This is a genomic window from Selenihalanaerobacter shriftii, from assembly GCF_900167185.1.
Taxonomy (GTDB): Bacteria; Bacillota; Halanaerobiia; order Halobacteroidales; family Acetohalobiaceae; genus Selenihalanaerobacter; species Selenihalanaerobacter shriftii.
Map to the genome: position 1 here is coordinate 58,726 of NZ_FUWM01000004.1, position 12,768 is coordinate 71,493.

The window sequence follows — 12,768 nt, forward strand, 5'->3', positions numbered from 1 at the left end:
TATGTCCTTACCAACACGACCTGATATTAAAACAGTCCCTTTACTACTCCCCTTTAAGCAAATATCACCTCCTAATTAATATTACCTCGTAATTATTGAGAATAAAGACTCCTTACTAATTACGAAAACCTATTAAACTTTTAATATCAAAAATTTTAAATATAATTATCTATTTGTCAGTGTAAAATTGATCTTCCCTTTATATGTACCAGCAGTATGCTTCCAACCTACTTTTACCTTCAAAGAAATATCTGTATTAATCCCTCGTCTGTAATTGCTACCATTAATTATCATTTTTTCGTCCATTTTATTATAAGAATATTCTGAATCTCCTAATGCTAACAGAATATTTTTAGGCAAAATCTTGGCCTCATCATCACTATCACCTTGATAAATTAAAGGTTCAGTATTTATATTAAGAAGCCAATTATGATGATTTGCTTCAACTTTTAGCCTTGCCTTCTCCTCTGGTTTATAGATTCCAGGCCCGCTAGTAGCATTAATTTCAACATTATCTGGATATACACTCACATTTGTATAAGACCTTATATGTACTATGACTCTAATTGCCGGTGACTTTCCTGATTCTAGCCATCCTTTATAGGTCCCACTCGGTACCTTCCACCAGGCTTCCTTAGCTAACTTGAATTTAACTGTTGACTTTAAGTCATCATCATCTAAGAATTTAATAAAGTTATCTAAGGCATGATAATCAGACCATCCTGACATTTTGGCACGCAAATATTTAGGCGAAATTGAATTTCCCCTATTGTCTTGGAGCTCATTAACGATATAATATATTGATTTTGAATCAAATTTTCTCTCCTTCCTTCTTTCAAATCTTATCTTATGATTAGCACTGATATCAGCAGTCGGCTTAGTCTTAACATCAAATCTGATCTGTTGAGAAGTAACTCTAATATCTGCTGCTGCATTAACTGGTGATGTGCAAAGGATATACATTCCCAAAAAGAATAGTATCAAAAGCAATTTTACTTTATCTTTTTTAAATACAGAATTCATTAATATCCCTATTAACATTATGTTATTCCCCACTTACTTATTAAAATTATTTTGTTCTTTAACTAAATACTTCCATTAATTTTAGTTATACCACTATCTAATCATTTATAATGTGGATTATAAATTTGTGATTCACTGCACAATTGTATTATATTTACAATTATAGCATATAGTGTTAATTAATTCAATGCAATTAGAAAATAAATCCTAAATAAATTCTTTCGTCTTCTTCTATTTCTTCCCACAGTATCTGCATATCTAAGTTTGAAGACACTCTATATGTTATGCTAGCTTCAGCTGATTTATTACTCTCCATATTGATGTTTTTATACCAAATATTCCAGCTTGGTTGTCTAAGCTTTACCACCGTTTCTATGTATGAAAGAGATGTCTCTATGTTAGATTTACTATATATAATAGGTAAATAATGTACTTTAAAATCAATATTATTCTTCCAAGTTACTTGATCAGCAATTCCTAAATATAAATGAGGATCTGATTCCCCAATCCCTTTATTCTTTATATGACTAGCTAAGAATAATCCACTCTGATTCATAGAAAAATCTATCCCGGCTTTATATCTAAATTCACCATCATAATAATTAAGATCTGCACAGGCAAGATTACCATTTGGCATCCATTCTTTATACTTTAATCTTCCTCCTTGATCGCTAAAATAAACTCCCATTCTTTTATATGGTTTATTAACTTTAGTCTCTCTAGAGAATAATTTATTCATTCCTTTAATATTCCCCATAGAAAGCAAAGGAGATTTCTTTGATAAATCTTTTTGCGATATGACCTTAGTAGTTACATAAACAGCGAAATACTCCTTATGTTTAGTTGTGTCACTCTGTATTTCATTCGCCAAAATAGCTACAGGAGCTTTTGCAGATTCTCCTATCCAATTATTAAACTCTTCTTCGATTATTACTCCTGATTTACCTTTATACTTTAGCGTTCCTTCAGTAAGCACCTGATAATCATTCAGTCTAATTCTATTTGGCTTTAATTTAATTTCAAGAAATACATTTTCCTGTTCATAATCATTCTCTTCATCAGCCTTAATTATTTTTTCTTTTAACCTCACAGCTACTGGATTCTTACCTAGTGTTGTTAAGCTTGAATTATATCTTACCTTTGCTCTTTCTATATCTAATCCTCCTGTAATCTCAACAGCAGAGTTATCCTTTACTGCTTTTAAAACAGTATCACTGGTCATAATCTTCCATTCTTGATCTTTAGTTTTATCTGAATCAGTCGTTTTAAGACTAGCTTCAATATTATTTAACACTTTAGAATCTAATTCTATAAAATTAAGAGTATATTCAATAAGTGGTTCCTTTGCAGAATTAGCTTTAATCGGTGAGCGTAAGTCTTCAAGAGCTTCAACATTCAAATTAGCCATAAACAAACTTGAAATAAGTACAATGACGATTAGAAATTTTCGCAAACTAAATTCCTCCCTCTCCTACTTAATCACAGGAGTTACAAATACTAATAATTCTCTATCAGTCTTGCGCTCTTTCTTATTCTTAAAGAACCACCTTACAAGCGGTACATCTCCTAATACTGGCACTTTTTTATCTTGTGAATAATCGTTCTGCATAGTCATACCGGCTACAACAGCTGTCTGTCCACTTTTAAGCCTAAGAGTAGTAGAAACAGAGTTCTTCTTAACAAGAATATCTGGCCGAACCTCATTCACAAAATGACTAATCTGTGGAGTAATATTAAGTACTATCTTGTCTTCTCCTATAATATCAGCAGTTGCCCTTAATTTAACTCCTACTTCGATCTCTTCAGTTCGAGATGTAATATCATCATCCTCTGGAGTAATTAAGAGTGTTTCTTGGTCTCCTACAAATAATTCTGCAGTCTCTCCATCAGCTACTAAGACTCGAGGGTTTGCTTTAATTTTAGCTTTCTCTTCTTCTTCTAAAACCCTTAGTTCAGTCAATAATTTTCCATAATGATCAGTTTCTAGTACTAATAAATCATCTACTGAGTCATATTTACCTCTTTTAATACCTTGTTCTCCCTTATTATAGCTTAACAATTTAGTACCTATTTCTTTTACTTTTTTAGAATCAATTTCAGTAACAACTACCTTAATCTCAACTTGCTGTTGAGGCTTGTCTATTGCATCAATCAACTCATATATTCGTTTTTGTTCTCTGACAGGTGCATGAATTGTTAATACATTGCTCCTAGGACTTCCTTTAACATAGGATTTTAAAAATGAAGGTAAGATATCAAATACCTCTCTAACTGTTATATGTTTTAATTTTACTACTTTAATCTCACTTAAATCTTTAAATGTTGGATTCTTAGGAGTAGGTAATCCAACAAGATAGAAGTCATCTATCTTACGAAAGGTATATCCTCCTCCAATTAAAATTCTACGTAATGCTTTTTTGAGTGGTACCTCCTGCAAATCTGCAGTTACTACTCCATTCACAGTCTGATCAGGAATAATATCTACTCCAGTCTGTAAAGATATTTCATTTAAAGCTTCTCGTAAATCAGTTTCAAATAGAACCATGGTTACTAAAGGTTCTTTTTTCTTCTCTTTAGCATCCACACTTCCATTAATCTGCATCACAGGTATTATCATTAATAAGAAAATAACTAAAATGATAACTTGATTCTTTTGTATCTTCATATTATCCTCCTTATTCAGTCTAACGACATAATTTTATCATACGATAACTTAATCAATATTATAACATTACTTGCAATTTTTTACAATACGATTTACTAAAATAACTTGTGTTTTTTATTCTAAAATTATACCTTGACAAATAATATTAATTATGTTAAACTAAATTAGTTACATATCTTAAGGAGGAATTATTTTTATGAAAAAAGGAACTGTTAAGTGGTTTGATTCAGAAAAAGGTTATGGCTTTATTGAAGTACCGGGAGAAGACGATGTATTTGTACACTTCTCTGCAATTGAAGATGAAGGATTCAAGACTTTAGAAGAAGATCAAGAAGTAGAGTTTGATGTTGTAGAGGGAGATAGAGGACCTCAAGCTGAAAACGTAGTTAAGTTATAATCGTCTATTATTGCATAAGCAAATAATATAGATTATTCCTAAAAAGAGCCATTCGTTTAAACGAATGGCTCTTTTTTTATTTTCCTATTAAATCTTAGTCTAAATAATTTAAACTTTATAACTAAAAATTGCATTTATGAAGACTACTAATTTAGGGCAAATTAGTGATAGCAAGGAAAGAGAGGTGATAAAATGACAGTAGGTCAGAACCTACATCAAAGTTTAACTGCCTTAGAATCAGAAAAGGCTAATATGGAAAGTTATGCACTACAAACTCAAGATCAGATGGCCCAACAAATGTTTAATAATTGTGCTAATCAGCTTGACCAAGTAGTACAAGACTTAAAGAACCGAACTAATTATGTAGAAGGTGAAGAACCACAATTTAAAGTAAAACAACAACAGAATCAACAACAAAGCTAATTATCCTTTCATCAATAACTCCTCTCCTCTAAAACAAAAAGCAGTATAGAAGACATCCCCTAATCTTCTATACTGCCTTTATACTCATTAATTAAATTGACTACTTCTTATATAAAAACGATGAGCATAATAAACTAACCCAATTACACCTAATCCATAAATCATCATTACACCATATCCTAATCTTATTCCTAATAAATCATTAAGCATCCCCGTTAACCAATTAGCCAATATTATATTACCTAAACTTCCTGCAGTTAAGGTAGCTCCAATAATAACTGATAAATTCTCCTCAAAGATATCAAACATTGCTGCTTGTATGGTAGGAAAATTCATAGAAATAAAGAATCCAGTTATGGAAAAGAAGATAGCAAATGAATCTGGACCAATTAGCCCCAAAAAAATAGAGATAACAGTCGCCAATGTCGTTCCCATTACAAATTTTAAATAAGAGAACCTTTCTACAATTAAACTGGCTATTAATCTACCTAAAGTAAAAAGAATAAAGAAAACTGATAAATAAAAACTAATTTCCGATTTAGTTCTAAATTGAACATCATCTAAATAGACACCTAACCAACTAGAAAGACCAATTTCTAGTCCTACACTCAAGCCAAATGCTAACATGAAAATAATTACTCGTTTATCTTTTAAAACTGTTTTTAACTGTGTTTTCTTTGTATCCAAAGATTTTTTAGGATCTGGAAACTTACATACTAATGTAAATAAGAAGAGTAAAAAGATAAAAATTACTCCAAATGAATATGTAGCCTCCCAACCAAAACTAAATTCAAACACTATTCTTGCATAAATAGGTGCTAAAAAGCCGCCTATTCCAAAAAAGAGATGAAAAACATTCATCATCTTCCCTTTATTCTTAGTAAAAATCCTAGAAACTAAAGTATTAGAGCTTACATTTAATGTTCCCATACCAAAACCCATAATTACCATTGCTATACTCAATAAAGAATATTCATTAATAAAACTTACCATTATTAAAGCCATACTACTAAAAAAGAAACCTACAAAGAAGTTCCGTTTTAAACCAATCTTTTGGATTAAAAAACCTCCAATTGAAGTCGATAATATACTACCGAAAGCATAACTCGATAGAATAAATCCTAATTGAGAATAGTTAATATTATAATCATCTTGAATTAAAGGATTAACAACTCCTTTTAAGTTAATAATTATTCCAAAAACTAAAATAATAGCAAATGCATATCCTGTTAAAATTTTGCGGTCTTTTACCTCTTCCATTACTACTTCCTCCAGTCTAACTAAATACTTTGTAGATATTTGTTGCCACATACACTAATATACACTATCTAATTCAAAATTAAAAGAAATATCTTAAATTTCAAAAACACCATTGATATTTTTTGAACATATTGGTGAATAATGGTATAATAAATATAAGAAAGGGGGTATTCAAATTGGGACAAATATTTATAATCGCTAACCAAAAAGGAGGGGTAGGCAAAACCACCACTTCTTTAAATTTAGGTGCTGCTTTATCAGAACTTGGTAAAGAAGTACTTCTAATTGATCTAGACCCCCAAGGCGGTTTGACATTACATTGTGACTATGAACCCGATGAATTAGAAACTTCTATTTATGATGCTTTAAAAGATGAAGAGGTAACTGATGAAACTATCTTAGAAACTGAATTTGGCGCAGACCTTCTACCTGCTAATGTTGACTTAGCTGTTATTGAAATGGAATTAATTAATTCAGTAGCTAGAGAAAGACGCTTAACTGCTATCTTAAATCCTATTCGTGATAATTATGATATAGTAATTATAGATGGTCAACCATCTTTAGGTTTATTAACCCTAAACTCAATGACTGCCGCCGATCAAATAATTATTCCTATTGCCTGTGAATACTTAGCATTACGAGGGGTAGATGGTCTTATGAAAATGATCAAAAAAGTCCAAGGTCAATTAAATAGTAAACTAAGTATTAACGGTGTGCTACCAACTATGTTTGATCGGAGAACTAACCATACCGAAGCAATATTAAAACAGATTAAGACAAGATTTGAACCGGAAATTAAAGTATATGATCATACAGTTTATAGAAGTATTCGATTTGCTGAAGCCGCTGAAGAAAGAGAGCCTATTATCTATTATGCCAAAAATATTCCTGGGGCTGATGCCTACCGCAACCTAGGTAGAGAATTAATTAGAAACGGTAATATATAAGAAGCGGATTAGAGTTAAACCTAATCCGCCTCTTGATCATTATTGCATTCAAATATCTATTTACTCTTTAATTAACTTTAATGGTACTGGAGTAAATTCTTTAACTTCTTTATCATTAGCTACTTTTTTAGCAGTTTCAACAGCCATCTCACCCATTAAACCTGGTTTTTGAGCAATAGTTGCTGCTAATTTACCTTCTTTAACTGCTTTTCTAGCATCGTCGATAGCATCAAATCCAACTACTGTAATCTCATCTAACCTACCTGCTGCTTCAATAGCTTGAATAGCTCCTAAAGCCATAGAATCATTATGAGCAAAGACTGCATCAATATCACGATTTGCTTGTAAGATATTCTCCATAACAGTCATGCCTTTAGCTCTATTAAAGTCAGCTGCCTGACTAGCTATAACTTCAATATTCTCATATTTATCTACACCTTGGTTAAATCCTTTACCTCTATCACGAGCAGCTGATGTTCCTGGAATACCTTCTAATTCTACTACTTTTCCAGCTTTATCTAAGTCTTTAGCAACAAACTCTGCTGCCATTTCACCACCAGCTACGTTATCAGAAGCAATGTGAGAAATAACCTTACCACCATTAGCACCTCTATCTACTGTTATTACTGGAATATTAGCTTCATTAGCAGATTCAATAGCTGATATTACTGCATCTCCATCTACTGGATTAACTATTAATACATCTACTTGCTTCATGATTAAATCTTCAATACTACTTAATTGCTTAGCAGCATCATCTTGAGCATCTACTACTAATAATTTAATTCCTAATTCCTTAGCTTTCTTTTCTGCACCTTCCTTTAGATCAACAAAGAATGGATTATTCTGTGTTGAAACAGCAAATCCTACTTTTAAGCTATCTCCTTGATCTGCTCCTTGCTCTGGAGTATTTCCTTGACACCCCACTAAACCTATAGCCAATACCATAATTAAACCTAAAATTACTAACTTGTTCTTTAACATAAGTATCCTCCTTTAAGTATTTAATATTTAATAAATCTTAAAATTAATATGTTCTAATCCTTATTTAAAATTTCACCTCCTTAAAATACTATTTATTCTGTTGACTCCTACGATCTAAAAAGACAGCAATTAAAATTACTGCTCCTTTAGCCACTAACTGATAAAATGAAGAAACATTTAATAAATTTAATCCATTATTTAAGACACCGATAATTAAAGCACCAATAATTGTTCCAATGATTCCACCTTGTCCACCAGCAAGACTAGTTCCACCTAAAACTACAGCTGCTATGGCATCTAATTCATAACCTGACCCTGCTGTAGGTTGTGCAGAATTCAATCGTGCTGTTAAGATTACTCCACTAACTGCAGCTAAGAAACCACTAATAGCATAAACACCCGTTTTAACAACATCTGTATTAATTCCAGATAACTTTGCAGCCTCTTCATTTCCACCAATAGCATAAACATATCTTCCATAAGGAACTTTAGTTAAAATAATATAAGCAATTAATAATGCTAAAGCCATAATTATTACTGGAATCGGGATAGATGCTAAATAACCTGAACCTATAAATCTAAAAGTTTTATCAAATCCAGAAATAGGTCTACCCCCAGAATAGATTAAAGTTAAACCTCGAGCTATGGTCATCATACCTAAAGTCACTATAAAAGCTGGCATATCTGCTTTTGCAACCATTAGTCCATTTAATAGACCTAGTAAAGTTCCAACTAAAATTCCACCTATAATTGCTATAATCACACTAGATCCACCAGATAATAAGCCGCCTGTAACAGCAGCACTTAAAGCTAATACAGAACCTACTGATAAATCTATACCACCTGTTAAAATTACAAAAGTCATACCTAACGCCAAAATGGCATTAATAGAAACCTGTCTAGCTACATTTATTAAGTTATGAGTAGTTAAAAAATAATCACTAGCAAAAGACAGTGCTATTACTAAGCCAATTAAGCCTATACCAGATTTGAATTTATTAATAATGTCCATAGTTTTATTCCAGTGGGACTTGGCTGCTTTATTCTCCATATTGAACTCCTCCTGTTGCTAGTTTCATTACTTTTTCTTGATCAGCTTCTTTAGCTGCTATTTCTCCAGTAAGTCGATGTTCATGCATTACTAATATTCTATGGCTTAAATTTAGAATCTCTGGTAATTCAGATGATATTAAAATTACAGCTACACCTTGTTGAATTAACCGACTAATTAATTCATAAATCTCTTTTTTAGCTCCTACATCTATTCCTCGAGTAGGTTCATCTAAGATAACAATTTCGGGTTCAGTAGTTAATAATTTAGCTATTGCAACCTTCTGTTGATTACCCCCACTTAAATTTCTAACCTGCTGTTTAGCATGAGGAGTTTTAATCCTTAAATCCTGAATATAATTATTAGCCATCTGCTTTTCTTTCTTCTTATTTATAAATCCAATTTCTAAAAGATCATTGAGTACAGATAATGAAGTATTTTCTTGTACTGATAAGGATAATACTAAACCTTCTCCTTTACGATCCTCACTTAAATAGTAAATACCTGATTCAATAGCCTCTTTAGGTGATCGAATCTCTACTTTTTCACCTCTAAGATATATATCACCTTTTTGAATATTAAATAATCCGTATAAACTTTTAGCTAATTCTGTTCTTCCAGCCCCCATTAGACCAGCCACACCTATAACTTCTCCTTTATAAAGCTCAAACGAAACATTATCTACTTTCCCCGGAACGGTTAAGTCTTTAACTTCCAATATCTTATCAGATCTGTTTTCTTTTATTTCTGGAAATCTATCTTCAATCTTTCTTCCTACCATCATCTTAATTAATTCATCCTCATCAGTCTCATCAATCTTTACTTCTCCAGCATTTACTCCATCTCGTAAAACAGTTACTCTATCACAGATTTCAAAGATTTCTTCCATTCTATGAGAAATATAAACAATAGCAATTCCTTCTGCTCTCAATCTATCAATTAAATCAAATAATATATCTATTTCTTTTGGAGTTAGAGATGAAGTAGGCTCATCCATTACTAAAATATTAGCATCTTGAGATAAAGCTTTAGCTATCTCTACCATCTGCTGATTACCAATATTCAAATTTTTGATTTTACTTTTAGGATTAATATCTACTCCTAGTCTATCTATTATCTCTTTTGTATTTTGAATTAAACATTTAGTATCAACAAATAATCCTTTTACAGGCTCTCTTCCTAAGAATATATTTTCAGCTATTGTCAAATAAGGAACTAACTCTAATTCTTGATGAATTATTGCTAAACCCGCTTTTTGTGCTTCCTTAGGATTATCAAATTTAACCTCATTTCCTTTCAAATATATGGTGCCGGAATCGTTTTCATAGATACCATTTAGCACCTTCATCAATGTTGACTTACCAGCTCCATTTTCACCTAATAACGCATGGACTTCTCCTTTATAAAGCCTTAGATCAACATTATCAAGAGCTTTAACCCCTGGAAATGTTTTAGTGATTCCCTCCATTTCTAGGATTAATTCTTTCTTTCTCATTAAAAATCAACTCCAGATATTAGAATAATATTTGCATATGGAGTAGTCTCACCAGTTCTCACTATTCCTTTAGATTCTTCTGATTTTTTCTTGAATTTTTCATGATTATAGTACTCAACTGGAATATCATCTAAAATATCTAAAGTCTTTCTATAGAGTTTAGGACTTACTTCCTTCATTTCTTTAGCTACAATAGCTTTTTCAACTACTAATTCTTCTAATGTTACTTTTAAAGTGTCAAGAAACTTAGGAATTCCTTGAGTTAAAGCTAAGTCAATACGGTTAGCATCTGATGAAATAGGCAAGCCTGCATCACAAATCACTAATTTATCTGTATGTCCCATTTCAGCTACTAGTTTCGATAGGTTATTGTTTAAAATACCTTCTTTCTTCACTATTCAAGTCCCCTTTCTTGCTTAAATTCTTCTACATCTTCTATTGTTGGTAGAGAACTTTGGGCTCCTAATTTAGTTACTACTAAAGCTGCAACTTGATTTCCAAATTTAATCGCTTTTTCTTCACTCCAACCTTGCTGCAATCCATAAGCAAAGGCACCAGCAAATGAATCACCGGCTGCTGTAGTATCTACAGCTTCAACTTCAATGGCTTTATAATGCTCTTGTCGTCCTTTAGTATAAAGTATAATTCCATTCTTGCCTCTAGTAAGTAAGATAGTCCCTACTCCCCAATCTAAAAGCTGGTCAACTTGTTCTTGAGTAGTTGTTAAATTATAATCCTGTAATAATAACTCTAACTCACCTTCATTAGGCAATAAGTAGTCAATCTGTTCATAAATATCTTCTGGCAATTCCTGTGCCGGTGCTGGGTCCAATATTACTGTCGTTTGATATTGATGAGCAAGTTCTATAGTATGGACTATTGTTTTTAAAGGAATTTCCATCTGCAATAAAATAGCTTCTACCTCTTTAATCTCATCTTCTAATTTATCAATCATACTTGAAGATAATTTACTGTTAGCTCCAGAAACTACTATAATTCGATTATCCCCATCTTCTTCTACAGTTATAGCCGCTATACCAGTATTCTCTTCAACTCTAAATACATTATCCACATTTACTCCACCGGTCTTTAAGCTACTTAATAATTCATCTCCAAAATTATCATTTCCACAAGCTCCAATAAAACTAACACTTCCACCTAATTTACCAACTGCTAAAGCTTGGTTAGCTCCTTTTCCACCGGGAATTTGATCAAAATCCTTACCGATAATTGTCTCACCTTTATCCGGATAACGTCCTGTTTGGACTACTAAATCCATATTCATACTACCTATTACTAAAATATCACCATTAGACATTATCACTACACTCCCTTGTAGAATCTCTTTCAATCAATTTAGGTTGTAAGATTTCATCTTTCTTATCTATATTTTTTCGTTCTAACTCATCAATTAAAATTTCTGCTGCTTTCTTACCTAATTCATATTTAGGTTGTACCATAGTAGTTAAACCAGGTCTAATAACCGATGCAATATCAATATCATCATGACCCACAATCGAAATATCTTCCGGAATCTCTAATCCTAAATCATAAGCAGCACCATAAGCTCCAATAGCCATTAAGTCATTAGCTGCAAATATAGCAGTCGGTTGTGGTGGTTCTTTTAATAAAGATTTCATTAAATTATATCCAGATTCTTTACTATAATCCCCTTCTAAAATCCATTCTTCTTTATATGAAATTTCAGAACCATTAATTGCTTTTTTGAAACCTTTTAATCTATCTTGAGCCGTTTTAGTTCCAAGATCACCAGTAATATGAACTATTTGAGTATGACCTAACTGGATTAAATGTTCAGTTGCATTATAAGCAGATAGAACATTATCAATAGTTACTGATGGTAATTCAGAGTTGGGAACCTTTCTATCTATCTGAACTACAGGAAAATCATCTTCTTCCAATTTTTTTAATTCTTCCTTGTTTTCAATCGATAATGATAATAAGATACCATCAACTTGCTTACTCTTCATTAGTTTAATAGCTTCTTTTTCTGCTAAATGGTCATTATCAGTATTACAAAAAATAACTGAATAATCCATTTCTTTTGCTTTATCCTCTATACCTCTTGCTACTTCTGGAAAAAATGGATTACTGATATCAGGTATAATTAAACCAATAGTATATGTTTTCTGTAATACTAATCCTCTAGCAACACCGCTAGGCTTATAGCCTAATCTATCTATAACTTCTTTTACCTTCTCTTTAGTCTTAGAACTTACATCAGGTTTATCATTTAGTACTCTAGAAACTGTTGTAATTGAAACTCCTGATTCTTTTGCAATATCTTTAATTGTAACTCCCAATCGATTCACTCCTCATAACTACTAATTATATCTATTTAAATCAATACCTGAAAACGGTAACGAAAGCGCTTTCATATATATTATAAAATATTCTGAAAAATTAATCAAGGTAAATTCAAATATTTTTTAAAAGTTAAAATGATTTTTTAAATACAAAAAAGGCTCCTATTTATAAATAGGAGCCTTTTTATACTTAATA

Annotated in this window: 13 protein-coding genes; 3 read left to right on the top strand and 10 right to left on the bottom strand. The window is 31.7% G+C overall.

The features are described 5' to 3' along the window. Positions 1-165: 165 nt before the first annotated feature. The 3 genes from B5D41_RS01675 to B5D41_RS01685 form a co-directional block, all read right to left on the bottom strand. Positions 166-1,041: a hypothetical protein gene (locus tag B5D41_RS01675; protein ID WP_078808868.1), complete on the bottom strand. Its 876-nt coding sequence runs from the start codon at positions 1,039-1,041 to the stop codon at positions 166-168. A 175-nt stretch (positions 1,042-1,216) separates the two neighbouring features. Further along, the gene (locus B5D41_RS01680) at positions 1,217-2,476 is read right to left on the bottom strand and encodes a hypothetical protein (protein WP_078808869.1); all 1,260 of its coding nucleotides are present in this window, start codon (positions 2,474-2,476) and stop codon (positions 1,217-1,219) included. A gap of 18 nt (positions 2,477-2,494) precedes the next feature. Next, positions 2,495-3,688: a type II secretion system protein GspD gene (locus B5D41_RS01685; RefSeq protein WP_078808870.1), complete on the bottom strand. Its 1,194-nt coding sequence runs from the start codon at positions 3,686-3,688 to the stop codon at positions 2,495-2,497. A gap of 196 nt (positions 3,689-3,884) precedes the next feature. Here B5D41_RS01685 and B5D41_RS01690 point away from each other — a divergent pair, with 196 nt between their 5' ends. Both B5D41_RS01690 and B5D41_RS01695 read left to right on the top strand, forming a co-directional pair. Further along, positions 3,885-4,085, top strand: coding sequence for a cold-shock protein (locus B5D41_RS01690; RefSeq protein WP_078808871.1), 201 nt, complete (start codon positions 3,885-3,887; stop codon positions 4,083-4,085). 192 nt (positions 4,086-4,277) lie between these two features. Beyond that, entirely contained in the window at positions 4,278-4,508 is a 231-nt protein-coding gene (locus tag B5D41_RS01695) for a DUF1657 domain-containing protein (RefSeq protein WP_078808872.1), read from the top strand. A gap of 87 nt (positions 4,509-4,595) precedes the next feature. On the opposite strand, the gene B5D41_RS01700 is transcribed toward B5D41_RS01695, so the two are convergent. After that, positions 4,596-5,768, bottom strand: a complete 1,173-nt coding sequence (locus tag B5D41_RS01700; RefSeq protein ID WP_078808873.1) for an MFS transporter — start codon at positions 5,766-5,768, stop codon at positions 4,596-4,598. A gap of 176 nt (positions 5,769-5,944) precedes the next feature. Between B5D41_RS01700 and B5D41_RS01705 the strand changes: the two genes are divergently transcribed. Next, complete coding sequence (locus B5D41_RS01705) at positions 5,945-6,715, top strand: ParA family protein (protein WP_159442867.1); 771 nt, start codon at positions 5,945-5,947, stop codon at positions 6,713-6,715. A 60-nt stretch (positions 6,716-6,775) separates the two neighbouring features. Here the strand turns inward: B5D41_RS01705 and rbsB are convergent, their stop codons facing one another. The 6 genes from rbsB to B5D41_RS01735 all read right to left on the bottom strand — a co-directional run bounded on the left by rbsB (position 6,776) and on the right by B5D41_RS01735 (position 12,578). Continuing rightward, positions 6,776-7,699 (bottom strand): ribose ABC transporter substrate-binding protein RbsB, encoded by a 924-nt coding sequence (gene rbsB, locus B5D41_RS01710; protein ID WP_078808875.1) that lies wholly within the window; start codon positions 7,697-7,699, stop codon positions 6,776-6,778. An 88-nt stretch (positions 7,700-7,787) separates the two neighbouring features. Next, complete coding sequence (locus tag B5D41_RS01715; RefSeq protein WP_078808876.1) at positions 7,788-8,750, bottom strand: ABC transporter permease; 963 nt, start codon at positions 8,748-8,750, stop codon at positions 7,788-7,790. Then, a complete protein-coding gene (locus B5D41_RS01720; RefSeq protein ID WP_078808877.1) occupies positions 8,740-10,245 on the bottom strand; it encodes a sugar ABC transporter ATP-binding protein in 1,506 nt (501 codons plus the stop codon). Before B5D41_RS01720 ends, B5D41_RS01715 begins: the two co-directional genes overlap by 11 nt. Then, a complete protein-coding gene (rbsD, locus tag B5D41_RS01725; RefSeq protein WP_078808878.1) occupies positions 10,245-10,640 on the bottom strand; it encodes a D-ribose pyranase in 396 nt (131 codons plus the stop codon). Before rbsD ends, B5D41_RS01720 begins: the two co-directional genes overlap by 1 nt. Continuing rightward, positions 10,640-11,563, bottom strand: a complete 924-nt coding sequence (rbsK, locus tag B5D41_RS01730) for a ribokinase (RefSeq protein WP_078808879.1) — start codon at positions 11,561-11,563, stop codon at positions 10,640-10,642. The genes rbsD and rbsK overlap by 1 nt, the downstream gene beginning before the upstream one ends. Next, positions 11,556-12,578 carry a LacI family DNA-binding transcriptional regulator gene (locus tag B5D41_RS01735; RefSeq protein ID WP_234983865.1) on the bottom strand — a complete coding sequence of 341 codons (1,023 nt, stop codon included), beginning with the start codon at positions 12,576-12,578 and terminating at the stop codon, positions 11,556-11,558. The genes rbsK and B5D41_RS01735 overlap by 8 nt, the downstream gene beginning before the upstream one ends. Positions 12,579-12,768: the final 190 nt, after the last annotated feature.

Coding starts and splice junctions, on each gene's coding strand:
- B5D41_RS01675 (WP_078808868.1), bottom strand. CDS start 1,041: ATGTTAATAGGGATATTAATGAATTCTGTATTTAAAAAAGATAAAGTA.
- rbsB (WP_078808875.1), bottom strand. CDS start 7,699: ATGTTAAAGAACAAGTTAGTAATTTTAGGTTTAATTATGGTATTGGCT.
- B5D41_RS01700 (WP_078808873.1), bottom strand. CDS start 5,768: ATGGAAGAGGTAAAAGACCGCAAAATTTTAACAGGATATGCATTTGCT.
- rbsK (WP_078808879.1), bottom strand. CDS start 11,563: ATGTCTAATGGTGATATTTTAGTAATAGGTAGTATGAATATGGATTTA.
- B5D41_RS01715 (WP_078808876.1), bottom strand. CDS start 8,750: ATGGAGAATAAAGCAGCCAAGTCCCACTGGAATAAAACTATGGACATT.
- B5D41_RS01695 (WP_078808872.1), top strand. CDS start 4,278: ATGACAGTAGGTCAGAACCTACATCAAAGTTTAACTGCCTTAGAATCA.
- B5D41_RS01685 (WP_078808870.1), bottom strand. CDS start 3,688: ATGAAGATACAAAAGAATCAAGTTATCATTTTAGTTATTTTCTTATTA.
- B5D41_RS01690 (WP_078808871.1), top strand. CDS start 3,885: ATGAAAAAAGGAACTGTTAAGTGGTTTGATTCAGAAAAAGGTTATGGC.
- B5D41_RS01720 (WP_078808877.1), bottom strand. CDS start 10,245: ATGAGAAAGAAAGAATTAATCCTAGAAATGGAGGGAATCACTAAAACA.